Annotated in this window: 25 protein-coding genes; 15 read left to right on the top strand and 10 right to left on the bottom strand. The window is 70.9% G+C overall.

Annotated features, from left to right (window positions below; translation table 11 throughout):
- Positions 1–19 precede the first annotated feature (19 nt).
- The 6 genes from ACFVTX_RS11745 to ACFVTX_RS11720 all read right to left on the bottom strand — a co-directional run bounded on the left by ACFVTX_RS11745 (position 20) and on the right by ACFVTX_RS11720 (position 5,410).
- A complete protein-coding gene (locus ACFVTX_RS11745) occupies positions 20–1,342 on the bottom strand; it encodes an FtsX-like permease family protein (RefSeq protein WP_386900225.1) in 1,323 nt (440 codons plus the stop codon).
- Positions 1,339–2,031, bottom strand: a complete 693-nt coding sequence (locus ACFVTX_RS11740; RefSeq protein WP_386900223.1) for an ABC transporter ATP-binding protein — start codon at positions 2,029–2,031, stop codon at positions 1,339–1,341. The genes ACFVTX_RS11745 and ACFVTX_RS11740 overlap by 4 nt, the downstream gene beginning before the upstream one ends.
- A 163-nt stretch (positions 2,032–2,194) precedes the next feature.
- Entirely contained in the window at positions 2,195–2,965 is a 771-nt protein-coding gene (locus tag ACFVTX_RS11735) for a hypothetical protein (protein WP_386900222.1), read from the bottom strand.
- Entirely contained in the window at positions 2,962–3,882 is a 921-nt protein-coding gene (locus tag ACFVTX_RS11730; RefSeq protein ID WP_386900220.1) for an ABC transporter ATP-binding protein, read from the bottom strand. Before ACFVTX_RS11730 ends, ACFVTX_RS11735 begins: the two co-directional genes overlap by 4 nt.
- On the bottom strand, positions 3,879–4,247 hold the full coding sequence (locus tag ACFVTX_RS11725) for a GntR family transcriptional regulator (protein WP_386900218.1): 369 nt from the start codon (positions 4,245–4,247) through the stop codon (positions 3,879–3,881). Before ACFVTX_RS11725 ends, ACFVTX_RS11730 begins: the two co-directional genes overlap by 4 nt.
- Before the next feature lie 173 nt (positions 4,248–4,420).
- Positions 4,421–5,410: a DMT family transporter gene (locus ACFVTX_RS11720; RefSeq protein ID WP_386900216.1), complete on the bottom strand. Its 990-nt coding sequence runs from the start codon at positions 5,408–5,410 to the stop codon at positions 4,421–4,423.
- A 134-nt stretch (positions 5,411–5,544) separates the two neighbouring features.
- Here ACFVTX_RS11720 and lpdA point away from each other — a divergent pair, with 134 nt between their 5' ends.
- The 3 genes from lpdA to ACFVTX_RS11705 all read left to right on the top strand — a co-directional run bounded on the left by lpdA (position 5,545) and on the right by ACFVTX_RS11705 (position 7,478).
- Entirely contained in the window at positions 5,545–6,942 is a 1,398-nt protein-coding gene (gene lpdA / locus ACFVTX_RS11715; RefSeq protein ID WP_386900215.1) for a dihydrolipoyl dehydrogenase, read from the top strand.
- 82 nt (positions 6,943–7,024) lie between these two features.
- On the top strand, positions 7,025–7,225 hold the full coding sequence (locus tag ACFVTX_RS11710) for an MYXO-CTERM sorting domain-containing protein (protein WP_386900213.1): 201 nt from the start codon (positions 7,025–7,027) through the stop codon (positions 7,223–7,225).
- Positions 7,226–7,274: 49 nt separating this feature from the next.
- On the top strand, positions 7,275–7,478 hold the full coding sequence (locus ACFVTX_RS11705) for a hypothetical protein (RefSeq protein WP_386900211.1): 204 nt from the start codon (positions 7,275–7,277) through the stop codon (positions 7,476–7,478).
- A 142-nt stretch (positions 7,479–7,620) separates the two neighbouring features.
- On the opposite strand, the gene ACFVTX_RS11700 is transcribed toward ACFVTX_RS11705, so the two are convergent.
- Both ACFVTX_RS11700 and ACFVTX_RS11695 read right to left on the bottom strand, forming a co-directional pair.
- Positions 7,621–9,252 (bottom strand): cation acetate symporter, encoded by a 1,632-nt coding sequence (locus tag ACFVTX_RS11700; RefSeq protein ID WP_386900209.1) that lies wholly within the window; start codon positions 9,250–9,252, stop codon positions 7,621–7,623.
- Positions 9,249–9,620 carry a DUF485 domain-containing protein gene (locus tag ACFVTX_RS11695; protein ID WP_386900207.1) on the bottom strand — a complete coding sequence of 124 codons (372 nt, stop codon included), beginning with the start codon at positions 9,618–9,620 and terminating at the stop codon, positions 9,249–9,251. Before ACFVTX_RS11695 ends, ACFVTX_RS11700 begins: the two co-directional genes overlap by 4 nt.
- A gap of 157 nt (positions 9,621–9,777) precedes the next feature.
- Between ACFVTX_RS11695 and ACFVTX_RS11690 the strand changes: the two genes are divergently transcribed.
- From ACFVTX_RS11690 to ACFVTX_RS11670, 5 genes are read left to right on the top strand one after another with little or no spacing between them, the layout of a single operon-like run.
- Positions 9,778–10,968, top strand: a complete 1,191-nt coding sequence (locus ACFVTX_RS11690) for a sensor histidine kinase (protein WP_386900205.1) — start codon at positions 9,778–9,780, stop codon at positions 10,966–10,968.
- Complete coding sequence (locus tag ACFVTX_RS11685) at positions 10,965–11,720, top strand: LytR/AlgR family response regulator transcription factor (RefSeq protein WP_386900203.1); 756 nt, start codon at positions 10,965–10,967, stop codon at positions 11,718–11,720. Before ACFVTX_RS11690 ends, ACFVTX_RS11685 begins: the two co-directional genes overlap by 4 nt.
- Entirely contained in the window at positions 11,717–12,157 is a 441-nt protein-coding gene (locus ACFVTX_RS11680) for a heavy metal transporter (protein WP_386900201.1), read from the top strand. Before ACFVTX_RS11685 ends, ACFVTX_RS11680 begins: the two co-directional genes overlap by 4 nt.
- Positions 12,154–13,620, top strand: coding sequence for a cation acetate symporter (locus tag ACFVTX_RS11675; protein ID WP_386900200.1), 1,467 nt, complete (start codon positions 12,154–12,156; stop codon positions 13,618–13,620). Before ACFVTX_RS11680 ends, ACFVTX_RS11675 begins: the two co-directional genes overlap by 4 nt.
- A 49-nt stretch (positions 13,621–13,669) precedes the next feature.
- Positions 13,670–14,410, top strand: a complete 741-nt coding sequence (locus ACFVTX_RS11670; RefSeq protein ID WP_386900199.1) for a TSUP family transporter — start codon at positions 13,670–13,672, stop codon at positions 14,408–14,410.
- A gap of 91 nt (positions 14,411–14,501) precedes the next feature.
- Here ACFVTX_RS11670 and ACFVTX_RS11665 read toward each other — a convergent pair whose 3' ends face one another.
- Entirely contained in the window at positions 14,502–15,143 is a 642-nt protein-coding gene (locus ACFVTX_RS11665; protein WP_386900197.1) for a TetR/AcrR family transcriptional regulator, read from the bottom strand.
- Positions 15,144–15,382: 239 nt separating this feature from the next.
- Between ACFVTX_RS11665 and ACFVTX_RS11660 the strand changes: the two genes are divergently transcribed.
- The 6 genes from ACFVTX_RS11660 (at position 15,383) to ACFVTX_RS11635 (ending at position 23,143) form a co-directional block, all read left to right on the top strand.
- Entirely contained in the window at positions 15,383–17,041 is a 1,659-nt protein-coding gene (locus ACFVTX_RS11660; protein ID WP_386900195.1) for an ABC transporter substrate-binding protein, read from the top strand.
- A 65-nt stretch (positions 17,042–17,106) separates the two neighbouring features.
- The gene (locus ACFVTX_RS11655) at positions 17,107–17,988 is read left to right on the top strand and encodes an ABC transporter ATP-binding protein (protein ID WP_386900193.1); all 882 of its coding nucleotides are present in this window, start codon (positions 17,107–17,109) and stop codon (positions 17,986–17,988) included.
- Positions 17,985–18,797, top strand: coding sequence for an ABC transporter ATP-binding protein (locus tag ACFVTX_RS11650; RefSeq protein WP_386900191.1), 813 nt, complete (start codon positions 17,985–17,987; stop codon positions 18,795–18,797). Before ACFVTX_RS11655 ends, ACFVTX_RS11650 begins: the two co-directional genes overlap by 4 nt.
- Positions 18,794–19,777, top strand: coding sequence for an ABC transporter permease (locus ACFVTX_RS11645; RefSeq protein ID WP_386900189.1), 984 nt, complete (start codon positions 18,794–18,796; stop codon positions 19,775–19,777). The genes ACFVTX_RS11650 and ACFVTX_RS11645 overlap by 4 nt, the downstream gene beginning before the upstream one ends.
- 67 nt (positions 19,778–19,844) lie before the next feature.
- A complete protein-coding gene (locus tag ACFVTX_RS11640) occupies positions 19,845–20,804 on the top strand; it encodes an ABC transporter permease (protein ID WP_386900413.1) in 960 nt (319 codons plus the stop codon).
- Positions 20,801–23,143 (top strand): glycoside hydrolase family 3 N-terminal domain-containing protein, encoded by a 2,343-nt coding sequence (locus tag ACFVTX_RS11635; RefSeq protein WP_386900187.1) that lies wholly within the window; start codon positions 20,801–20,803, stop codon positions 23,141–23,143. The genes ACFVTX_RS11640 and ACFVTX_RS11635 overlap by 4 nt, the downstream gene beginning before the upstream one ends.
- Here ACFVTX_RS11635 and ACFVTX_RS11630 read toward each other — a convergent pair whose 3' ends face one another.
- Positions 23,144–23,803 carry a GNAT family N-acetyltransferase gene (locus ACFVTX_RS11630; RefSeq protein WP_386900185.1) on the bottom strand — a complete coding sequence of 220 codons (660 nt, stop codon included), beginning with the start codon at positions 23,801–23,803 and terminating at the stop codon, positions 23,144–23,146. It lies immediately after the preceding gene.
- A 146-nt stretch (positions 23,804–23,949) separates the two neighbouring features.
- Here ACFVTX_RS11630 and ACFVTX_RS11625 point away from each other — a divergent pair, with 146 nt between their 5' ends.
- Positions 23,950–24,171, top strand: coding sequence for a hypothetical protein (locus ACFVTX_RS11625; RefSeq protein ID WP_386900183.1), 222 nt, complete (start codon positions 23,950–23,952; stop codon positions 24,169–24,171).
- Positions 24,172–24,239: the final 68 nt, after the last annotated feature.

The following is a 24,239-nucleotide window of genomic DNA, read 5'->3' as shown; positions in this document are numbered from 1 at the left end:
CCTGCAGAAGCAGCAGCGGTCAGGATGTCACGGACGCGGCCCGCTCGAGCATGGGCCTCGTCGCGGCGAGCCCCAGCCAGACCACGCCGATGCCCACGGCGAGCACCCCCGCGATCACGAGGAGCGAGAGCGGCGCGACGATGATCGCGGCGCCCGTGAGCGGCAGCATCACGACGGCGGCCGCCACCGCGGAACCGATGGTAGTGATGCGCAGGGGCGACATCACCGAGCGTCGGCGCGAGGCATCCATCGTCGTGATCGGCATGCCCAGCATGCCGAGCGACCGGTGCAGCTCGCCGCGGTCGAGGATGCCCGCGGCCTGGTTCACGCCGACCGAGCAGGCGACCATGAGGAACGAGCCGACGACGGTGATGAGGATGCCGGTGCGGATGTCGGCGAACAGCTCGAGCGACTCGGTGTCGGCCGCCTCGCCGAACGAGTCGAGCAGGGCGATGCCGGTGCCGGCGAACACGGCCATGAAGCTCGTCATCGCGACGCCCGACACCTGCCGCCACGCCGCCTTCGGCGACTCGAGCACGGTACGTGCGGCGAGGAGCCGCGCCGGGGTCTTCGCTCGTCGTGCCTGCGACTGCGCCACGAGGCGGATGACCCACGGCCCGATGAGGTTGAGCACGGCGAGGGTGCCGCCGAATGCGGCGGCGAGCATGGCGAAGATCGCGATCATCGACCCGGCCACCTGGAGTGCGCTCATCATGAGGAACGAGAGCGCGATGACCGCGACGCCGATGACGAGGCGCAGCCAGTGCAGCTTCGGGGCGTCCTGCCGGGTGCGCACGCCGAGCGGCGAGATCACCACCTGCCGCAGACCGAGCACGGCGCTCGCGGCGGCGAGCACCGCGACCCCCGCGACGACGCCGGCGAGCGCGGGCAGTCCGAGCAGTACGCCGTCGATGCCGAGCGCCTCGCCGCGGAAGGGAATTAGCGCGATGAGCGGCACCAGCACGAAGTACAGCGCGACCCCGGCGAGCGCGCCCGCCACGGCGAGCACCACCGACTCGAGCACGGCGAGCGCCGACACGGTGGCGGGCGTCGCGCCCAACAGGCGCAGCGTCGCGAGCCGGTCGTCGCGGCGACGCGCGGAGAGCCGGGCTGCTGAGCCGCCGAGCGAGGCGAGCGGCACGACGAGCAGCACGAGGGCGATCACGGCGAGCGCCTGATAGGTGACGGCGTAGTCGTCGGTCCACGACCAGAACGACTGGGCGCCGCCGAGCACGGTGAGCAGCAGCGCGGTCACGATCGCGAACGCGGTGACGGGGAGCAGGAGGGGCGCGAGCCCGCCGGCACCCGGCCGGGCGAGCAGCCACGCGACGCGCGCGATCATGCGGGCACCCGCTCCCCCACGATGCGGCCGTCGCGCATGTCGACGATGCGGGAGCAGCGCCCGGCGACATCGGCGTCGTGCGTGACGACGACGAGCGTGCGCCCCTGCCCGGTCGTCGAGTCGAGCAGCGCGCGCATCACCTCGGCGCTCGTCGCGGAGTCGAGCGCGCCGGTCGGCTCGTCGGCGAACACCACGGGTGCGCCGGTCACCTGCGCCCGGGCGATGGCGACGCGTTGCGCCTGCCCGCCCGAGAGCTGTCCGATGCGGCGGTCCTCCATGCCGGCGAGCCCCAGGGCGGCGAGCCAGCCGCGGCCGTACTCCTCGGCGCGGGCGCGTGGCATCCCGTTCAGCATGAGCGCGAGCGCGACGTTCTCGACCGCGGTGAGCTCGGGGACCAGGAGCCCCTGCTGGAACACGAACCCGAACGCCTCGCGACGCAGCCGCGAGCGTTCCCGCTCGCCGAGCGCGGTCACCTCGACGCGCCCCGCGCCCGACAGGAACGACACGGTGCCCGCATCGGGCGCGACGATGCCGGCGAGGCAGTGCAGCAGCGTCGTCTTGCCCGAGCCCGAGGCTCCCATGATGGCGACGGACTCGCCGGTGCGAACGCGCAGATCGACGCCGCCGAGGGCGCGCGTCTGGCCGAAGGTCTTGACGAGGCCGGATGCCTCGAGCACGAAGGAACTCATACCCTCGAGCCTGCCGGGCGAGCCCGCACAGCACGTCGGGCGGGAGAGGTATCTCCCGCCCGACGGGGTCATCCCCCCGAATGACCCTGGATCATCAGCGAGGTGTCGCCCGCCTGATCACGACAGAGCCGCATCCCCGAATGACCCGCTTGCACCCTCGGCATCAACGGGGCGTGGCCCTGCGGATGACGAAGTAGCCGAGCACGGCCCAGAACACGGCCTTCACGAGCAGGATCGTGAACACGCCCACGAGCCCGATCGACGCGACCCACTCGAACACGGCGCCCCACGAATCGGAGAAGGTCAGCCCGGCGACGAGGGCGAGCAGGGCAGCGATGCCCACGGCGAGCAGCGTGATCATGCCGCGCATCCGCCAGCGCATGTAGATCGTCGTGATGCTCGCCCCGATGAAGAGCACGAGCAGCTGCAGCGCGAAGGTCGAGTAGAAGTCGAACCACCAGCCCTGCTGGCCGTACCAGAGCGTGTCGAACATGCCGGCGCCGATCCACCAGCCGTTCGTCGCCTTCTCGACCTGCACGAGGGTCGCGATCGCGACGGCCATCTCGAACGAGACGAAAAGGAACATCGCGCTCGTGCCGATCCAGTAGTCGCGCCGGGTCGCACCGAAGCCGAGCGCGAACGAGAAGGTGAACGCGACGGCCTGCACGCCGACGGCGATGAGGTACCACTGCGGCGAGAGCACCGCCCAGCTGTAGCGGAAGCCGTCCTCCGCGTCGGAGATGCCGGCGCCGCGGAGGATGAGCGCGATCAGGATGGTGACGACGAGTGCGCCGCCGAGGATCATCCACGGGATGCCGAAGAGCATCGAGGGGTTCACCGCCTGGAGGCGGATGATGCGCCAGATGTCGCCCGGGCGCGACCGGGCGCTGCGTTCGGTGATCGCCGTGCCGGTGGTGGCGGTTGCGGTCGTCATGCTGCGGCCTCCTTCTGGGATGCCACGGGCTCGCCCTCGTTCGAGAGGTCGGTGCCGGTGAGGTGGACGATGAGCTGCTGGAGCGAGACGGGCGCGAGCTCGAGGCCGAGTTCGGCGGCCCGCACGCGTTCGGCCTGGTCGAGCCGGCCGTCGATCGTGACCGAGGCGAGACCGCCGAGCGCGTCGCGGCCGATGACGGGCCGGTCGGCGACGAACTGCTCGACGACCGAGCGGGCGCCGGCGATCGTCGTCGCCTGGCCGCGCACCTCCTCGGCGTCGCGGTCGAGGAGGATGCGGCCCTGGTCGATGAGGATGATGTGCTCGAGCAGGTTCGCGACCTCGTCGATCAGGTGGGTCGAGAGCACGATCGTGCGGGGGTGCTCGGCGTAGTCCTCGAGGAGCCGGTCGTAGAAGATGTGGCGTGCCACCGCGTCGAGCCCGAGGTAGGGCTCGTCGAAGAAGGTGAGCGGGGCCCGGCTCGCGAGGCCGACGATGACGCCGACGGCGCTCAACTGCCCGCGCGAGAGCTTCTTGATGCGGCGCTTGACCGGCAGCCGGAAGTCGGCGATGAGGCGCTCGGCGAACTCGGCGTCCCAGTTCTCGAAGAACCACGGGGCGGCCGTGAAGACGTGCGCCGGCGTGAAGTCTTCGGGGTAGCGCTGCGACTCGGCGATGAAGCAGAGCCGGCGCAGCACGTCGGCGTGCTCGGCGGGCGTGCGGCCGAACACCTCGAGGGTGCCGTCGTCGGCGAAGATCTGCCCGGTGAGCAGCTGCATGATCGTCGTCTTGCCGGCGCCGTTGCGGCCGAGGAGGCCGTAGATGCGGTCCTTCTCGAGCGTGAAGTCGATGGCGTCGATGGCGGTGAACGAGCCGTAGCGCTTGGTGAGCCCGGACACGCGGGCCACGGTGGTGCTCATGATGCGGTCCTCTCGGATCGGAGTGCGGCGAGCATGCCCGCCAGGTCGTCGATGTCGATGCCGAGCTTCTCGGCCTCGACGAGGAGTGGTGCGAGGTACTGGGTGCTGAACTCGGCCCGCCGTCGCGCGATGAGGCGATCCCGGGCTCCGACGGTCACGAACATGCCGATCCCCCGTCGTTTCTCCACGAATCCGTCGTCGACAAGACGACTCACCCCCTTCAACGCGGTGGCCGGGTTCACCCTGAGGAACGTCGCGAACTCGTTGATCGACGGGATCTGCGAGCCCTCGGGCACTGAGCCGTCGATGATGTCGTTCTCGAGCTGTTCTGCGATCTGGATGAAGATCGGACGCGAATCGTCCATGCCGCCTCGCCATGCTTGGTTTGCTGGTTAGTTACTTCACCAACTAACCAACCACCCTCGGCGTCGCTTGTCAACCCCCCGTCGGTCGAGTGTCGAGAAGGCCGCCGGTCGAGTAGACGCGCAGCGCCGTATCGAGACCACGACTCCCCGGTGGTCTCGATACGCGCTCCGCGCTACTCGACCGACCGGCGGCGACCGAACCGCAGACGCCCCTGCGTCAGCAGGATCCCGACGAGCACGAGCGCGGCGCCGAGCGGCTCGTGCCACGAGAAGCGCTCGCCGAGCAGCAGCACCCCGAGCGCGACGCCTACGACGGGCGTGACGTAGGTGACCGTCGAGGTGCCGGTCGGGCCCCAGGCGCGCAGCACGTTGATGTTCCAGATGTAAGCGAGCCCCGTGCCGAGCACACCGAGCGCGAGGAGCGACAGTGCGATCGGCCAGTCGAGCGACACCGGGCCGATCGCGACGACCGGCGTCAGGGCGAGCATCACGACCGCCGACACCCCGATCGACAGGAACGCGAACGTCGCCGGCGCGATCGGCCGCCCGCTCAGGAACCGCCGCTGGTACCCGAAGGTGAAGCCGTAGCAGGCCGTCGCCACGAGGCAGGCGAGCTGCCCGGCCACACTGCCCGTGAGCGCGGTGATCTGCCACGGCCCGATCACGACGAGCACCCCGAGGATTCCGACCCCGACCCCCGCCCACCGGCTGAGCCCGAGCTTCTCGACGCGGAACACGAGCGTCGCCATGAGCGCCGTCATGATCGGCGTCGTCGCGTTGTAGATCGAGGCGAGGCTCGACGACACGTACTGCTCGGCCCACGCGAAGCACAGGTACGGCACGACGCAGGTCGTGAGCGACACCACGAGGAAGTGCCCCCACACCGCGGGCTCGCGCGGCAGCACCGGCCCCGGCGTGCCGTCGGGCGCCGTCACGCGAGGCCGCGTCACGAGCACGATCGCGCCCAGCGCGAGCGCGCCGAGCAGGGTGCGCGACCAGGCGATCTGCCCGAACGAGACCCCGTCGAGCGCGACCTTCATGAACAGGAAGCTCGCGCCCCACACGAGCCCCATCGCGAGGAACTGCAGCCACGTCGACAGTCGCTTGGGCGAGGTCGAGAGGGATGCTCCGGCGGGGGCTTCGATCGAGGCGGTACGCGTCACCCCACGAGGCTACGGCGGCGGCGCGCCCGCCGGAACGCCGTCGGAACTCCCTGTCCGGAATCCGCCGAAGAACGGCAGCCCCGTGGCATCCGGCCGCTCGAGAGCCGACGGGACTCGGGCATAGGCTGACGCCCATGAGCGAATTCGACGTCGTCGTCCTCGGCGCGGGCCCCGGCGGGTACGTCGCCGCGATCCGCGCCGCACAACTCGGCCTGAAGGTCGCGGTCATCGAGGAGCGGTACTGGGGCGGGGTGTGCCTCAACGTCGGCTGCATCCCCTCGAAGGCGCTGCTGCGCAACGCCGAGCTCGCGCACATCTTCCACGACCAGGCGGCCACCTTCGGCATCTCGGGCGACGTGCACTTCGACTTCGGCGTCGCGTTCGACCGCAGCCGTCAGGTCTCGGAGAAGCACGTCAAGGGCGTGCACTTCCTGATGAAGAAGAACGGCATCACCGAGTTCGACGGACGGGGCACGTTCACGGGGCCGAACACGATCGACGTGACGAAGGCCGACGGCACGGCCGTGCAGGTCTCGTTCCGCAACGCGATCATCGCGACCGGCTCGCAGGTGCGCCTGCTGCCCGGTGTGCAGCTCTCGCAGAACGTCGTGACCTACGAGACGCAGATCCTCACCCGCGAACTCCCCCGCTCGATCGCGATCGTCGGCGCGGGCGCCATCGGCATGGAGTTCGCGTACGTGCTGCGCAACTACGGCGTCGAGGTCACCGTGATCGAGTTCCTCGACCGGGCGCTGCCGAACGAGGACGCGGAGGTCTCGAAGGAGATCACGCGGCAGTACCGCAACCTCGGCGTCCCCATCCTCACCTCGACGAAGGTCGAGACGGTCGTCGACGACGGCTCGTCGGTGACCGTGACCTACACCGGCGCCGACGGGCAGCCCGGCTCGATCGTCGCCGACAAGGCCCTCATCTCGGTCGGCTTCGCACCGAACGTCGACGGCATCGGGCTCGAGACGGCAGGCGTGCAGCTCACCGAGCGCGGCGCGATCGCCATCGACGAGCGCATGCGCACGAACGTGCCGCACATCTACGCCATCGGCGACGTCACCGCGAAGCTCATGCTCGCCCACGTCGCCGAGGCGCAGGGCGTCGTCGCGGCGGAGACGATCGGCGACGCCGAGACCATGGAGCTCGGCGACTACCGGATGATGCCGCGCGCGACGTTCTGCTCGCCGCAGGTCGCGAGCTTCGGGCTCACCGAGCAGCAGGCCCGCGACGAGGGCTACGACGTGGTCGTCGCGAAGTTCCCGTTCACCGCGAACGGCAAGGCGAACGGGCTCGGCGAGCCGGTCGGCTTCGTGAAGCTCGTCGCCGACGCGAAGCACCTCGAGCTCCTCGGCGGCCACCTCATCGGCCCCGACGTCTCCGAGCTGCTGCCCGAGCTCACCCTCGCCCAGAAGTGGGACCTCGGGGCGCTCGAGCTGGCCCGCAACGTGCACACCCACCCGACCCTGTCGGAGGCGCTGCAGGAGGCGTTCCACGGGCTCGCGGGGCACATGATCAACATGTGACCGCGCCCGGCGGCTCGGCGATACCGGCCCTCGACGGCGACCCGGCCCGGGCATAGGCTGGCGCCGACGAGGGGCGGATCGCATGAACTGGGTACTCATCATCGGCGGCATCCTGTTGACGCTCGCGGGCATCGTCTGGACGTTCCAGGGGCTCGGCCTCCTCCCGGGCTCCGCCATGAGCGGTGTGACGCTCTGGGCGATCCTCGGCCCGATCACCGCGGTCGTCGGCGTCGCCCTGCTGAGCTGGGGCGTCGCGCGCCGTCGCCGCGGCGCGCGTTCGTGAACGAGCACGGGCGTCCTGCGTTCAGGCGCCCCGGAGGAAGGCTGATCCAATGAACTGGCTCATCATCATCGTCGGCGCGCTGCTGACCGTCATCGGCGGCGTCTGGCTGCTTCAGGGGATCGGGCTGCTGCCCGGCTCAGCCATGACCGGGGCGACGATGTGGATCATCATCGGCGCCCTCGTCGCGGCCGTGGGGCTCGGCCTCATCGGCTGGGCCGTCGCGCGCATGCGCCGCCGCAGCACGCGCACGTAGACCGAAGCGGGCGGATGCCACGGGGCTGACCCCGGGACATCCGCCCGATCGGTTTCGACACGGTTGGGACAGGCATTGCCACTGTGTCGAGTGACGCCCGGCCGGCGGGGCCACCCCGCCGACCGGAACTCTCAGCGCTCGCTCAGTGCTGCGTCGCCTTCTCGGCGCCGACGCCCGTGAGCGAACGCACCTCCATCTCCGACTGCTTGAGCGGGTCCTCCGTGTGCTTGTCGAGCACGGTGCCGAGCCAGCCGAGGAAGAACGCCAGCGGGATGGACACGATGCCCGGGTTCGACAGCGGGAAGAACGCGAAGTCGATCGCCTCGGTCTTCAGCATCGACGTCTCGGAGCCCGAGACGACCGGCGAGAACACGATGAGGAGGATCGCCGAGGCGAGGCCGCCGTACATGCTCCAGAGCGCGCCCTGGGTGGTGAAGCGCTTCCAGAAGAGCGAGTACACGATCGTCGGCAGGTTCGCCGAGGCGGCGACCGCGAAGGCCAGGGCCACGAGGAACGCGACGTTCTGCCCGTTCGCCCCGATGCCGCCGATGATCGCCACGATGCCGATGATGACCACGGTGCGGCGTGCGACCTTGACCTCGGCGCCCGGCTCGGGCTTGCCCTTCTTCACGACCGACGCGTAGATGTCGTGCGCGAACGACGCCGCCGCCGTGATCGTGAGGCCCGCGACCACCGCGAGGATCGTCGCGAACGCGATCGCCGAGATCAGGCCGAGCAGCAGCGGCCCGCCGAGCTCGAACGCGAGGAGCGGGGCCGCCGAGTTCGGGCCGCCGGGAGCGGCGGCGATGACGTCGGCGCCCACGAGGGCGGCGGCGCCGTAGCCGAGCACGAGCGTGAACACGTAGAAGATGCCGATGAGCCAGATCGCCCAGACGACCGACTTGCGGGCCTCCTTCGCGGTGGGCACCGTGTAGAAGCGCATGAGCACGTGCGGCAGGGCCGCCGTGCCGAGCACGAGGGCGAGGCCCAGCGAGAGGAAGTCGACCTTCGCGATGTCGGAGACGCCGTACTTCAGGCCGGGGTTCAGGATCTCGGGGTTGCCGGCGGTCGCGACCGCGTTCTCGAGCAGGGTCGAGAAGTTGAATCCGTTGAGCGCGAGCACCCACACCGTCATCACGCCGGCGCCCGCGATGAGCAGGATCGCCTTGATGATCTGCACCCAGGTGGTGCCCTTCATGCCGCCGATGAGCACGTAGAGGATCATGAGTGCGCCGACGACGGTGATCACGACCGCCTGGCCGACCTGGTCGCCGATGCCGAGCAGCAGCGAGACGAGCCCGCCGGCGCCGGCCATCTGGGCGAGCAGGTAGAAGAAGCAGACGACGAGCGTCGTCGTCGCGGCGGCGATGCGCACCGGCTTCTGCTTGAGGCGGAAGCTCAGGACGTCGGCCATGGTGAACTTGCCCGTGTTGCGCAGGAGCTCGGCGACGAGGAGCAGCGCGACGAGCCACGCCACGAGGAACCCGATCGAGTAGAGGAACCCGTCGTACCCCGTGATCGCGATCGCCCCGACGATGCCGAGGAACGACGCCGCCGAGAGGTAGTCGCCCGCGATCGCCGAGCCGTTCTGCCCGCCCGTGAACGAGCGGCCCGCGGCGTAGTAGTCGGCGGCCGTCTTGTTGTTGCGGCTCGCGCGGAACACGATGATCATCGTGATCGCGACGAAGGCGCCGAAGATCGCGATGTTGAGCCAGGGCTCGCCGGGGGCGGCGGGCGCGGCATCCGCCGCGCGGGCAATGCTGGTGAAGCTCATCGTGCCGCCTCCTCGGGTGCGAACTGCTGCTGCTCGATCTCGTCGCGGATCTCCTCGGCGAGCGGGTCGAGCCGGCGGTTCGCGTAGCTGACGTACCAGGTGGTGACCGCGAAGGTCGTGACGACCTGCGCGAGGCCGAGCAGCATCGCGATGTTCACGTTGCCCCACACGGGCGTCGACATGAAGTCGTGCGCATAGCTCGCGAGCAGCACGTAGGCGAGGTACCAGACGAGGCACGCGCCGAGCACCGGGAAGACGAACCTCCGGTGCTTCGATCGCAACTGCTGGAACTCGGGGGATTGTTGCACCGCGCGGTAGTCGACGGGCGGGGCCGTCTCCTGCTCCGCGCTCAGGGCGTCGTTGCCCATGGCGTCTCCTTCATCGGGGAATCGGGGTGGTTCGTATGCCGACTCTGGCGCGCGTCGCCGCCCGCGTGGGCGCTGCGCCGCTCGTCGTCGACGAACGGCGGCGACGGTGCGACGAACGGCTGGGCGCCGACGACGAGCGACGGTTACGCTGACGTGCATGCCCGAGTCGATGCTGCTCGCCGCCGCCCTCGGCGTCGCCGGAGGCGCGCTCGCCGTCGGACTCGTGCTGTTCCTGCGCCGCATCGTGCTCGCCTCGAAGGAGCTCGGCACCGACGCCGAGCAGGCCACCTACCAGACGCTGCACCTCGCCTCGCGGGCGGCGAAGCACCTGCGCGGAGGCCTCGACGGCCCCGACGCGCAACGCGCGGGAAAGCACCTGCGCGCGCTGCTCGGCTGCGACAGTCTCGCGATCGCCGACCGCACGGGCACGCGCTGGCTCGACGGCGACGAGGCGGTGCGCCCGCTCGCCGACCGGCTCGTCGCCGAGGTGCTCGCCGGCGGCCGCGCGCAGGTGCAGCGCCGGGTGCCGGTCGGCGCGTGGGAGACCGACGCGGTCGCCGCGCCCGTCATCGGCGGGGCGGGCACCGTCGGCGTGATCGTCGCCTTCGCCTCGCCCGTTCGGGCCGGGCTCGTGCGGGCGACGGGCGAGGTCGCCGAGTGGGTGGCCGCGCAGGTCGATCTGGGCGAGCTGGATGCCTCGCGCGCAGCCCTCGCCGAAGCGGAGGTGCGTGCGCTCCGCGCCCAGATCAGCCCGCACTTCATCTACAACTCCCTCAACGCGATCGCCTCCTTCATCAACACCGACCCGCAGAAGGCCCGTGACCTCGTGCTCGAGTTCGCCGACTTCACCCGGTACTCGTTCCGCCGTCACGGCGACTTCACGACCGTCGCCGAAGAACTGCGATCGATCGACGGGTACCTGAAGCTCGAGCGCGCCCGGTTCGGCGAGCGGCTGCGGGTGACCCTGCAGATCGCCCCCGAGGTGCTCTCGACGGTCGTGCCGTTCCTCTCGATCCAGCCGCTCGTCGAGAACGCGGTACGGCACGGCCTCGAGTCGAAGGAGGGCGGCGGACGCATCACGATCGAGGCCGCCGACGAGGGCGCGTTCGCCGAGATCACGGTCGAGGACGACGGCGTCGGCATCGACCCCGAGACCCTCGCCCGGGTGCTCGCGGGCGGCACGGCGGGCGGCGAGCACGTCGGCCTCCGCAACGTCGACGCGCGACTGCGTCAGGTCTACGGCGACGAGCACGGGCTCGTCGTCGAGACGAACCTCGGCGCGGGCACGCTCGTGCGCATGCGGGTGCCGAAGGCCGGCCCCCGCCGTGATGGGAGGATCACGCCATGATCTCCGTGCTCATCGCCGACGACGAGCAGCCCGCGATCGACGAGCTCGCGTACCTGCTCCGACAGGATCCGCGCATCGGCGTGATCCATCAGGCCTCCTCCGGATCGGAGGCGATCCGCCTCCTCACCCGCGAGCCGGTCGACGCCGCCTTCCTCGACATCCACATGCCCGGCCTCACGGGCTTCGACCTCGCCCGGGCGCTCGCCCGCTTCGAGCACCGGCCCGTGCTCGTGTTCGTCACCGCCGACGAGGAGGGCGCCCTCGAGGCCTTCGACCTCGCCGCGGTCGACTACCTGCTGAAACCCGTGCGCACCGAGCGACTGCACCGCTCGGTCGGGCGGGTCGTCGAGGCCATCGCCGCGGCGAACGCGAGCGCCGCGGGTCGGGGCGCCGCCGAGGCATCCGCACCGCCCGAGATGATCGCGGTGACGCTCGGCGGCACGACCCGCATGATCCGCCGCGACGACGTCCGCTACGTGCAGGCGCAGGGCGACTACGCACGCCTCCACACCGAGGAGGCGAGCTATCTCGTGCGGGTGCCGATGGCCGACCTCGAGCGGCAGTGGGCCGATGCGGGCTTCGTCAGGGTGCACCGCTCGTACCTCGTGTCGCTCGCCCACGTCGAGCGGGTGCGGCTCGGCGGCGAGCATCCGAGCGTCGCCGTCGGGCAGGCCGAGCTCCCGGTGAGCCGGCGACTGCTGCCGGGGCTCCGCGACCGGCTCGAACAGGCCAGGCTGCGGGCGCGGCCGTGAGCGAGGGCGTGCCCGACGGCGAGCGCGAGCGCCCCGCGCGCGTCAGGGTCACCGCGCCCAGACCGGGTGCGGGTCCCGGTGCGGGCGCGGCATCCCGGCCGCCGGGCACCCGGCCGGGCAGCCGGCCCGGCACGCGACCCGGCGAGCGCGAACCGAGCGATGTGCAGGGGCTCTACGTGCGTTCGCTGATCCGTTCGCAGCTGCGGCTCGCGCTCACGGTGGCGGCCGGGTTCGTGGTCGCGACGGTGCTGTTCGTCGTCGGGATCGCACTCCTCCCCGAACTCGACCGGACCTTCGTCGCGGGGGTGCCCGTGTCGTGGCTCCTGCTCGGCTTCGGCCTCTACCCGCTCGCGATCACCGTCGGCGCGGTCTACGTGCGCGCCGCGACCTGCAACGAGGCCCGGTATCGCGCGCTCGCCGAGGATCCCGACTCGTGAATCCCGCCATCGGCTACACCGCGATCGTCGCCGTCGCACTCGTCTCGGCGCTGATCGGCTTCTACGGTCTGCGCGTCTCGCGCACGACGAGCGACTTCTACGTCGCGAGCCGCACGGTGCGCCCGTGGTGGAACGCCTCGGCGATCGGCGGCGAGTACCTGTCGGCTGCGTCGTTCCTCGGTATCGCGGGGCTGATCCTCTTGACGGGTGCATCGGCGCTGTGGTTCCCGATCGGGTACACGGCCGGCTACCTCATGCTGCTGCTGTTCGTCGCCGCTCCCCTGCGGCGGAGCGGCGCGTACACGATCCCCGACTTCACCGAGGCGCGCCTCGAGTCGCGGTGGGCGCGGCGGGTGACGAGCCTCCTCGTGATCGTGGTCGGCTGGTTCTACATCGTGCCGCAGCTGCAGGGCGCGGCGCTGACCGTGCGCATCACGACGGGGCTGCCGTCGTGGGCGGGTTCGCTCGCGGTCGCCGTGCTCGTGGCGGTCGTGGTCGCCGCGGGCGGCATGCGGGCGATCACCTTCGTGCAGGCGTTCCAGTTCTGGTTGAAGCTGACGGCGCTCGCGGTGCCGGTGTTCGCCCTCCTCATCGTCGTCTCCGGCGGGGATGCCACGGCCGAGCTGCCGCCCGTCGAGGCCTTCCCGGCCGCCGCGGGCCCCGGCGATCTCGAGGTGTACCGCACCGTGTCGCTCATGGTGGCGCTGCTCTTCGGCACGCTCGGGCTGCCGCACGTGCTGGTGCGGTTCTACACGAACCCCGACGGAGCGGCCGCCCGCCGCACGACGGTCATCGTGCTCGTGCTGCTCAGCGTGTTCTACCTGTTCCCGACGGTGTTCGGACTGCTCGGGCGGGCGTTCGCGCCCGACCTCGCTGCGCCGGGCTCGGCCGATGCGCTCATCCTGCTGCTGCCCGACCGGCTCGTGCCGGGCATCTGGGGCGAGCTGCTGACGGCGCTCGTCATCGCGGGGGCGTTCGCCGCGTTCCTGTCGACTTCCTCGGGTCTCGTCGTCTCGCTCGCGGGCGTCATCAGCCAGGACCTCCTCGGCGGGAGCGTGCGCGGGTTCCGCATCGCGGCGGTCGTCTCGACGGCCGTGCCGCTCGCGGTCGCCCTCGCGACCGAGTCGACGGGCCTCGCCGGCAGCGTCGGACTCGTGTTCGCGTTCACCGCGTCGACCCTGTGCCCGATGCTCGTGCTCGGCATCTGGTGGCGCGGGCTCACCGCGCGCGGCGCGATCTCGGGCATGCTCACGGGCGCGGTGCTCTCGGGCGCGGCGATCCTCGGGGGCGGGGCGCTCGCTGCGGCGGTGCCCGCGCTGCGCCCCTTCCTCGAGCAGCCCGCCGCGTGGACGGTGCCGCTCGCCGTGCTCGTCACGGTCGTCGTCTCCCGCCTCGACCGCCGCGGCGCCCCGCCCGGGACCGACGCCTACCTCAGCCGGCTGCACGTGCCCGAGCCCCGCTGAGCGGGCTCGCCGCGCAAGTTGGCGGCGCGGCCTCGATTAGGCTTTCCCGGTGCTCCTCGCCATCGCCCTCTCCGTGCTCGTCGGGGCGGCGGCGCAACGCATCACCGGCATGGGCTTCGCGCTCATCGCCTCCCCCGCCCTCGTCATCCTGCTCGGGCCGTTCGACGGGGTCATCGTCGTCAACCTCTGCGCGGTGCTGTCGTCACTGCTCATCCTCCCGAGGGTGTGGCGCGCCATCGAATGGCGCCGCTTCTCGTGGCTCGTGCTCCCCGCCTTCGTCGGCACCGCTGCGGGGGCACTCGTCGCGACCCTCGTGCCCGGCCCGGTGCTGCAGCTCGGCGTCGGCGCGCTCGTCGTCGTCGCCCTCACCGTGACGCTGCTCGTCACCCGCACCGAGCACACCGCGAGCGGTCCGACTCCCGCGATCATCGCGGGCACCGCCTCGGGGTTCATGAACGCCTCGGCCGGCGTCGGCGGGCCCGCCCTCAGCGTCTACGCCGTCGCGACGAGGTGGCCGCAGGCCGCGTTCGCCGCGACCGCGCAGGCGTACTTCGTCGCGATCGGCTTCACCGCCCTCGCCGGCAAGCTCGCCGCGACCGGCTGGGCGGTGCCCGCGCTCGAGCCCGGCGCGTGGCCGCTCGTCATCGGCGCCCTGCTCGTCGGGCTCCTCATCGGCGAGCTCGCGCACCGGCACGTCTCGCACCGGGCCGCCCGTATCGCCGTCATCGTCATCGCCTACGCGGGCGGGACCGCGGCCCTCGTCGACGGCGCGCTCGACCTCGCGCGGTGAGTGTGCGACCACACCCCGGCGTCCGCTCGTGACGACGGCCGGCCGTCGCCGTCTCGATCCGCGCCGTTCGTCGCCGGGCGCACCGGGGTCGTCAGTCGTGCAGGGCGACGATCGGCGGACGCGGGTCGAGCACGGCCGCGACGATCGCCTCGATCGCGAACTCGGTGGCCTCGGCGAGGGCGACATCCTCGGGCGCGTGCAGCCACTGCACCTGAAGCCCGTCCATGACGGCGATGATGGCATTGGCCGCGTGCGCCACGGTGTCGGGCTCGGTGACGCCTCGCTCGGCGCAGACGACGCCGAACGCCTCGATCACCTCACCGCGCAGGGTGCTGTAGCGGTCGGCGAAGTACTGCTGGGCCGGGTGCGCGTCGGTCACCGACTCGCCCGAGAGCACGACGAACGCCTGGACGATCCCGGCCCGCTGGGCGTTCGCGAACGCGGTGCGGACGAGGTGGCGGAACAGCTCGATCCCGCCCGGGATGTGCTGCTCCTCGAGATCCTCGACGTCGCTCTGATCGCGGTAGGTCAGCACCTCCATCAGCAACTGGTCCTTCGACCCGAAGTGATGCAGGATGCCCGCGTGGGTCATGCCGACCTGTTCGGCGATGTCGACGAGCGTGCCGTTGGTGAAGCCCTTGCTGCCGAAGACCTCGGTCGCCGCGCGCAGGATCTCGCGCCGCTTGGCGAGCGTCTCGGGGCGCGATCGCGGGCGTTTCGCACTGGTGGTCACGGTCCCCCTCTCGTTCGCCTTCCGACCGGTAAGTCTAGGCGTGCGATCGGTGCGAACGCGCGCGGCTCGACCGGGCGGTCATCCGGCTTTGCAATTTGCTGACTTGTCAGTAAGGTAAACCGCGAGCACCACGAACTGCGACAGCGATGTCCCCCGAGCGCCTCAGAACGCCGGTCCGCGCCGAGCAGACGATCACATCCCGATCCGGCCGAGCCGGACCGAACCCTGAGGAGACAGCAGTGAGGCTGAAGCCCGCATTGGTGGCCGCGAGTATCGCGGCCGCGCTCGTGCTCACCGGATGCACGAGCGGAAACTCGAACGAAGGCGGCCCCGAGGCGGGTGCCGCCCTGACCATCGCCAAGCCCGACGGACCGATCACGACCGAGGGCAACAACCCCTGGATCAACGACTCGTCGGCGATGCGACTCGGCTACGCGAACGCGATCTTCGAGCCGCTCGGCATCGTGAACCTCGTCGACCCGAGCGCCGACGTCGTGCCGTGGCTCGCCGCAGAGATCGCATGGTCCGACGACTACACCTCGGTGCAGCTGACCGCGCGCGACGGCGTGAAGTGGAACGACGGCGAGGACTTCACCGCCGACGACATCGCCTTCACCTTCGAGCTGATCAAGGGCAACCCGGCGCTCGACACCAAGGCGCTCGGCATCTCCGACGTCGCGGTCGACGGCAACGTCGCGACGATCACCTTCGCGACGCCGATGTTCGTCAAGCAGGACAAGGTGCTGCACACGCTGATCCTCCCCGAGCACGTCTGGGCGGACGTCGAGGACCCCACCACCTTCGTCAACGAGGAGCCGGTCGGCACCGGCCCCTACGTGCTCAGCAAGTTCGACAGCCAGGCCGTCGAGCTCACCGCGCGCGACGACTACTGGGGCGGCGAGCTCGCCGTGCCGACGCTGTACTACGTCTCGTACGCCGACAACACGGCCCTCACGACCGCGCTCGCGAACGGCGACGCGGACTGGGCGCAGGCGTTCATCCCGAACGTGCAGTCGGCCTACCTCGACAAGGACCCGGAGCACAACGTCTACTGGGCGGCCGCGGGCCTCGGCACCGACTCGATGTTCGTGAACACCACCACGAAGCCGTTCGACGACGTCGCCTTCCGCAAGGCCGTCAACCTCGTGGTCGACCGCCAGATGCACCAGGAGATCGCCCGCGAAGGCGGCGTGCCCGAGCTCACGAGCGTCACGGGCCTCCCCACCCCCGCCGGTGACGCCTACATCGCCGACGAGTTCACGGGCGAGGAATACTCGGTCGACGTCGACGCAGCCAAGAAGGTGCTCTCCGACGCCGGCTACACGTGGGACGGCGAGGCGCTCGTCGATCCCGACGGCGAGCCTGTGACCTTCACGCTCACCGTGCCGCAGGGCTGGAACGACTACGTGACCGGCATCAGCCTCATCTCCGACTCCGTGAAGGCGCTCGGCGTCGAGGCCGCCGTCGACACCCCCGACGCCGACACCTGGTGGGCGGCCAAGAGCGAGGGCGACTTCCAGGCGATCCTGCACTGGACGGACTCGGGCGCCACACCGTACGACCTCTACAGCGACCAGATGGACGGCCGCTTCCTGAAGCCGATCGGCGAGGCCGCCGACTTCAACTTCGGTCGCTTCGACAGCCCCGAGGCCACGGCCGCACTCACCGAGTACGCGACCGCGACCGACGACGCCACCCGCGCCGCCGCCCTCGAGACCGTGCAGAAGATCTTCGTCGAGCAGGTTCCGACGATCCCAGTGGGCACGCGCCCCTTCATCGGCCAGTACAACACCCGCAACTACGTGGGCTGGCCCGGCGAGGACGACCCCTACGTCCCCGCCGACCCGACGCAGCCGACCTCGGTCTACATCCTGACCAAGCTGCAGCCGGCCGATTGATCCACCCCCAGCGGGAGCCGGGCCGGCGAGGGCCCGGCTCCCGCACCACGTGAGAGACACGACACATGAGCGACGACGCCCTCCTCAGCATCACCGACTTCAGCGTCACGTACGAGAGCGATCCGCCCGTCGAGGCGGTGCGCGAAGTCAGCCTCGAGCTCCGGCGGGGCGAGATCCTCGGCCTCGCCGGCGAGTCGGGCTGCGGCAAGACCACCCTCGCCTACGGCGTGCAGCGGCTGCTCAAGCCGCCCGCCGTCATCACGGGCGGCGAGGTCGTCTTCCACGACGCCTCCGGCGAGAACGTCTCGATCGGCGCGCTGACCGTCGACGAGATGCGGCGCTTCCGCTGGAACAAGGCGTCGATGGTCTTCCAGGGCGCGATGAACGCACTCAACCCGGTGCTGCCGATCGGCCGGCAGCTCGCCGACGTGTTCACGACCCACCGCCCAGGCATGAGCCGCGCCGAGCGCACCCGCGAATGCGGCGAGCTGCTCGAGATCGTGGGCGTCGGCCGCGAGCGCCTGAAGTCGTTCGCCCACGAGCTCTCGGGCGGCATGCGCCAGCGCGTGATGATCGCGATGGCGCTCGCCCTCCGTCCGCAGCTCATGATCATGGACGAGCCGACGACCGCGCTCGACGTGCTCGTGCAGCGGGACATCCTGCGCAAGATCTCGGAGCTGCGACACGAGTTCGGATTCTCGGTCGTCTTCATCACGCACGACCTGCCGCTGCTCCTCGAGATCTCCGACCGCATCGCGGTCATGCGCGAGGGCCGCATCGTCGAGCTCGACACGGCCGAGAACCTCTACCGCAACCCGCAGCACGAGTACACGCGCACGCTGCTGAGTTCCTTCCCGAGCCTGACCGGCGACCGCGGCGACTTTGTGCGCGCCGCGTCGAACGCGCCGCTCACCACCTCCACCGTCGCCCAGGAGCTCTCGGCATGACCGTCCTCGAATTCCGCAACGTCACCAAGCGCTACCGGGTGCGCGGGGCCGGCCAGATGCTCGCCCTCGACGACGTCGATTTCACGTTGCGCAGCGGCCAGACCCTCGCTCTCGTCGGGCAGTCGGGCAGCGGCAAGTCGACCATCGCGAAGATCATCACCCAGCTCGAGCGGCAGAGCGAGGGGCAGGTGCTGCTCGACGAGCGGCCCATCCCGCGCTCGGGCAGCGCACTGCGCCGGTACCGGGCGCAGGTGCGCATGGTCTTCCAGGACCCGTTCGCGTCGCTGAACCCGTACCACACCATCCGTCATCACCTCGAGCGGCCGCTCCGGCTCGACAAGGTGGTGCCGCGCGACCAGGTCGACGCCGAGGTGCACCGCCTCCTCGACCGCGTTCGGCTCGACGCCCGCGTCATCGACCGCCGCCCCCACGAGCTGTCGGGCGGCCAGCGCCAGCGCGTCGCGATCGCGCGCGCCCTCGCCTCGCGGCCGAGCCTCCTCGTCGCCGACGAGCCGGTGTCGATGCTCGACGTGTCGATCCGCCTCGGCGTGCTGAACCTGCTCGCGGAGCTGCAGCGCGAGTCGCAGCTCGGCGTGCTCTACATCACGCACGACCTCGCGACCGCCCGTCACTTCAGCGACGAGATCATGGTGCTCCACCACGGCCGGGTGGTGGAGCACGGCCCAGCCGACGATGTCATCCTGCGCCCGACGGAGGAGTACACCCGCGCCCTGCGCGACGCATCCCCCGACCCCGACCGCCATTTCGCGGCCGCCCCCGGCGCCGCCGAAGAAGGAGCCCGCTCGTGAGGTTCATCGCCCGACGCGTCGTGTTCTACCTCGTCACCCTGTGGGCGGCGATCACGATCAACTTCTTCCTGCCGCGAATGATGAAGGGCGACCCGGTGTCGGCCTTCCTCGCGAAGAACCAGGGCAAGATCAGCCCCGAGGCGGCCGACGCGCTCCGCACGCTGTTCGGCCTCGACCACGAGACCCCGCTCTGGCAGCAGTACCTCGACTACTGGCGGCTGCTGCTCTCGGGCGACCTCGGCCGATCCTTCTCGCACGGGCTCTCACCTGTCACCGACGTGATCGCGACGGCGCTGCCGTGGACCATCGGCCTCGTCGGCATCGCCACGATCATCTCCTTCCTGCTCGGCACCGCGGCCGGCGCATTCATCGGCTGGCGGCGAGGCAGCCGGGCCGACGCGGCCCTCCCGATCGCCACGTTCTTCTCGACGGTGCCGTACTTCTGGATGGGCCTCATCGCGATCGCGATCTTCTCGACGACGCTCGGCTGGTTCCCCGCCTCGCACGCCTACGACAAGGGCGTGACCCCCGGCTTCAACGCGGAGTTCATCGGCAGCGTCATCTACCACGGCACCCTGCCCGCGCTCACGATCGTGGTGGCCTCGCTCGGCGGCTGGATCCTCGGCATGCGCAACATGATGATCACGGTGCTCGACGAGGACTACATCACGGTCGCCCAGGCGAAGGGCCTGCCCGAGCGCGAGGTCGTCACCGGCTACGCCGCCCGCAACGCGATGCTGCCGCAGCTCTCGAGCTTCGCCCTCTCGCTGGGCTTCATCGTCGGCGGCACCCTCGTGATGGAGCTCGTGTTCTCGTACCCCGGCGTGGGCAAGCTGCTGCTCGACGCCACGAACGCCAAGGACTACCCGCTCATGCAGGGCCTGTTCCTGGTGATCACGCTCGCGGTGCTCGCGGCGAACATCCTCGCCGACATCGCCTACGCGATCCTCGACCCGCGCGCCCGCCAGCTGGAGGCCTGACATGACGATCCCGACGACGACCGCCCTGCGCGAGTCCGCCCCCGAGGGCTCGCGGCCCGGCCCCAACATGTGGAAGCGCATGGGCGCGTCGTTCTCCATGTTCCGCAACGGCAAGTCGCTCACCGGCCTCGCGATCCTCGGCTTCTTCACCGTGCTCGCCGTCTTCGGCGACCTGATCGCCCCGTACGGCCCGCTCGAGAAGGACTACTCGGCCCTCAAGCAGCCGCCCTCGCCCGCGCACTGGCTCGGCACGACGCACATGGGCGAGGACGTTCTGAGCCAGATCATCTACGGCACGCGCGGCGTGCTCGTCGTCGGGTTCCTGGCCGGGGTCATCGCGACACTCATCGCGATCATCGTCGGCGTGACCTCGGGCATGCTCGGCGGCTGGCGCAGCGAGTCGCTCTCGATGCTGACGAACGTGTTCCTCGTGATCCCGGGCCTGCCGCTCATGATCATCATCGCCTCGCAGTACGAGAACCCGAGCCTGCTGCTCATCTCGGCGGTGCTCGCGATCACCGGCTGGGCGTGGGGCGGGCGCGTGCTCCGCGCGCAGACGATGTCGCTGCGCAGCCGCGACTTCGTGCAGGCCGCCCGCGCCAACGGCGAGCCGCTCTGGCGCGTGATCGCGGTCGAGATGCTGCCGAACCTCATGGCGATCATCGCCTCGAGCTTCGTCGGCACGGTGACCGCCGCGGTGCTCGGCCTCACGACGCTCGCGTTCATCGGCGTCATCCCGATCACGAACCTGAACTGGGGCACGATCCTGTTCTGGGCGCAGCAGAACGGCGCCTTCCCCGACTACTGGTGGTGGTACGTGCCCGCCGGCCTCTGCATCGCCCTGCTCGGCACGGCCCTCGCACTCGTCAACTTCGGCATCGACGAGTACGTCAACCCCCGTCTGCGATCGGCGGGCGAGCGCGCCCGCGCGCTGCGCAAGCAGGGGCTGAGCGCCACGAGCGCGGTGACCGCGGTGCGCGCACCGGCCGCCACGACGACGGATGCCACGAAGGCGACCACCTCATGACCGACATCGACGCACGACCGAGGAGCACCACTGTGACCGCCCTGCCGCTCGAGGACCCCGCCCCGGCCTTCCGCGACCCCGCCCTGCCCATCGCCGAACGGGTCGCCGACCTCGTCGCCCGCATGACCGTCGAGGAGAAGGTCGGGCAGATGCTGCAGCTCGACGCCCGCGACGACCTCGACGACCTCGTACTCGGCAAGCACGTCGGCTCGATCCTGCACACCTCGCCCGAGCGGCTCGAACGTGCGCACGAGCTCGTCGCGCAGACTCGCCTGGGCATCCCGCTCCTCGTCGGCGAGGACTGCATCCACGGGCACTCGTTCTGGGAGGGCGCCACGATCTTCCCGACGCAGCTCGGCATGGCCGGCAGCTGGAACCCCGAGCTGGTCGAGCGCGCCGCCAGGGCGACGGCCGTCGAGGTCGCCGCCACCGGCATCCACTGGACCTTCTCCCCCGTGCTCTGCATCAGCCGCGACCTGCGCTGGGGCCGGGTCGACGAGACCTTCGGCGAGGACCCGCACCTCATCGGCGAGCTCGCCTCGGCGATGGTGCGCGGCTACCAGGGCGACGGGCTCGACGACCGCCGCGCGATCCTCGCGACGGCCAAGCACTTCGCCGGCTACTCCGAGACGCAGGGCGGCCGCGACGCGAGCGAGGCCGACCTGTCGCGCCGCAAGCTGCGCTCGTGGTTCCTGCCGCCGTTCGAGCGGGTGGCCCGCGAGGGCTGCCGCACCTTCATGCTCGGCTACCAGACGACCGACGGCGTGCCGATCACCCTGAACGAGTGGCTGCTCACCGACGTGCTGCGCGGCGAGTGGGGGTACACGGGCACCCTCATCACCGACTGGGACAATGTGGGCCGCATGGTGTGGGAGCAGCAGATCCAGCCCGACTACGCGCACGCCTCGGCCGCCACCGTCAGAGCCGGCAACGACATGATCATGACGACGCCCGGGTTCTACCACGGCGCGCTCGACGCGATCGAGCAGGGCCTGCTCGCCGAGTCCGAGCTCGACGCAGCGGTCGCCCGCATCCTGACCCTCAAGTTCGAGCTCGGCCTCTTCGAGGACCCGCGCCACCCCGATCGCGAGCGCATCGCGAGCGAGATCGCGACGCCCGGCCACCGCGCGCTCAACCTCGAGCTCACCCGGCGCTCGCTCGTGCTGCTCGAGAACGACGGACTGCTTCCGCTCGGCGGCGGCTTCGAGGCGGATGCCACGGGGCGGGCGCTCGGCGGCGGCTCCGCACCGCGCACCGTCGCCGTCGTCGGGCCGCTCGCCGACGACGCGCAGACGCAGCTCGGCGACTGGGCGGGCGGCTCGGGGCAGGCCGGCTGGCTCGACGGCCAGCCGCGCGACATGATCACGACGGTGCTCGACGGGTTCCGGCGGTTCGCACCGGCGGACTGGACGATCACCCACGCCCGCGGTGCCGACGTGCTCACCCTCGAGCAGGACCCGGCGGGCGCGACCTTCCCCGACGGGCAGCCCCGCCCGCAGATCGTGGTGCCGTCGTCGCCCGACGAGGCGATGATCGCCGAGGCGGTGGCGCAGGCGCGCGCGGCCGACGCGGCCGTCGTCGTCGTCGGCGACGTGATCGAGCTCGTCGGCGAGGGGCGCTCGACCGCGACGCTCGAGCTCATCGGCGGGCAGGTCGCGCTGCTCGACGCGCTCGCCGAGACCGGGACCCCGTTCGTCGTCGTGCTGCTCGCCTCGAAGCCGCTCGTGCTGCCCCCCTCGGCACACCGCGCCTCTGCCGTCGTCTGGGCGGCGTCGCCCGGCATGGAGGGCGGGCGGGCGATCGCCGAGCTCGCGCTCGGCCTCATCGAACCGAGCGGGCGACTGCCGATCTCCTTCGCACGGCACGTCGGCCAGCAGCCCACGTACTACAACCAGATCCGCGGGCAGCACGGCGATCGGTACGCCGACCTCACCCAGGCACCCGCCTGGGCCTTCGGCGAGGGGCGCTCGTACACGAGCGTCGAGTACGAGGGGCTGCGACTGGAGGCCGACGAGCTCGGCCCCGATGAGACGGTGCGTGCGAGCGTGGTGCTCCGCAACACGGGCGAGCGACCGGCCGTCGAGACGGTGCAGCTCTACGTCAGCGACACCGTCACCTCGGTGAGCTGGGCCGACAAGGAGCTCAAGGCCTTCCGCCAGGTCGAGGTCGCGCCCGGGGAATCGGTGACGGTCGATCTCGAACTGCCGGTCGCCGAGTGCTCGATCGTCGACGCGCGGGGCACGCGCCTCGTCGAGGCCGGATCGTTCGAGCTGCTCGTCGGCTCGTCGTCGCGCGACGAGGACCTGCTCCGCGCCCCGTTCACCGTGCGGGGCGCCTGATCAGGCGGTGCGACGCGGGGTGAGGCCCTCGGGCTCGACCGGCCGTCCGTCGAAGGCGGAGAGCCGAGCCTCGAGGCCCGCCCGCACGGCGGGCCACTCGTCGACGATCACCGAGTAGACGGCACTGTCGCGCCAGCTGCCGTCGGCCCGGCGCTTGTCGCGCCGCAGCACCCCTTCGAACGTCGCCCCGAGCTTCTCGATCGCGGCGCGCGAACGCGAGTTGAGCGAGTCGGCCTGCAGCTTGACCCTGCCGAAACCGTGCGAGAACGCGAGGTCGAGCAGCAGCAGCTTCGCCTCGGGGTTCACCGCGGTGCCCCACACCGACGGGGCGTAGCCCGTCCACCCGATGTGCGCCGACTCGTTCGCGAGGTCGAAATCGGCGAGCTTCGTCGCGCCCACGACTCGACCGTCGTCGGCACCGCCGACGAGACGCACCGTCCACGGCATCGCCGCAGGCCCGCCCGTGTAGTAGCCGCGCGCGAAGACCTCGAAGGCCGCGAGATCGGGCGGGAATCCGGCGGGGCCCCCGCCATAGCCGCCCGCGAACACCTCGGGCACTCCGATGGCCGCGTGGAGCGCCGGAATGTCGGCCTCTTCGAACGGCGTCAGACGGATGAAACGGCCGACGAGTTCGGCATCGGCGGGTCGCGTGGCGGTCACCCGTCCGAGTCTGCCATGCGCGAGTGACGCGGGAACGACGACGAGGTGGCGGAACGGGGCAGGCGCGATCTGCCCCCTTCCCCGGGGGACATCAGCCCCCTACGATGGCGGGAGCAAGACCGATCAGACACGGAAGGCGGGGGGCGATGGGCGCTCTGGACGACATCACGAAGAAGGCACAGGACTTCATCGAGGAGAACAAGGACAAGATCGACGAGGCGCTCAACAGCGAGCAGGCCGAGGACATCAGCGACAAGATCCTCGACGGCGTCAGCGACGCGGCGAAGAAGGTCGTCGGCGAAGAGCACCACGACAAGATCGACGGGGTTCGCGGCAACATCGACGGCGCGATCGGCACCGAGAAGTAGTACACACGAAGGGGGCGGATGCTTCGGCATCCGCCCCCTTCGTCATGCGCGGGCCCGGGACTCGAAGG

Origin of the sequence: Agromyces sp. NPDC058136, from assembly GCF_042884375.1 — a bacterium.
Lineage (GTDB): Bacteria > Actinomycetota > Actinomycetes > Actinomycetales > Microbacteriaceae > Agromyces.
The sequence above is the reverse complement of the archived record's forward strand: the minus strand, read 5'-3'. Positions and strand labels throughout refer to the sequence as shown.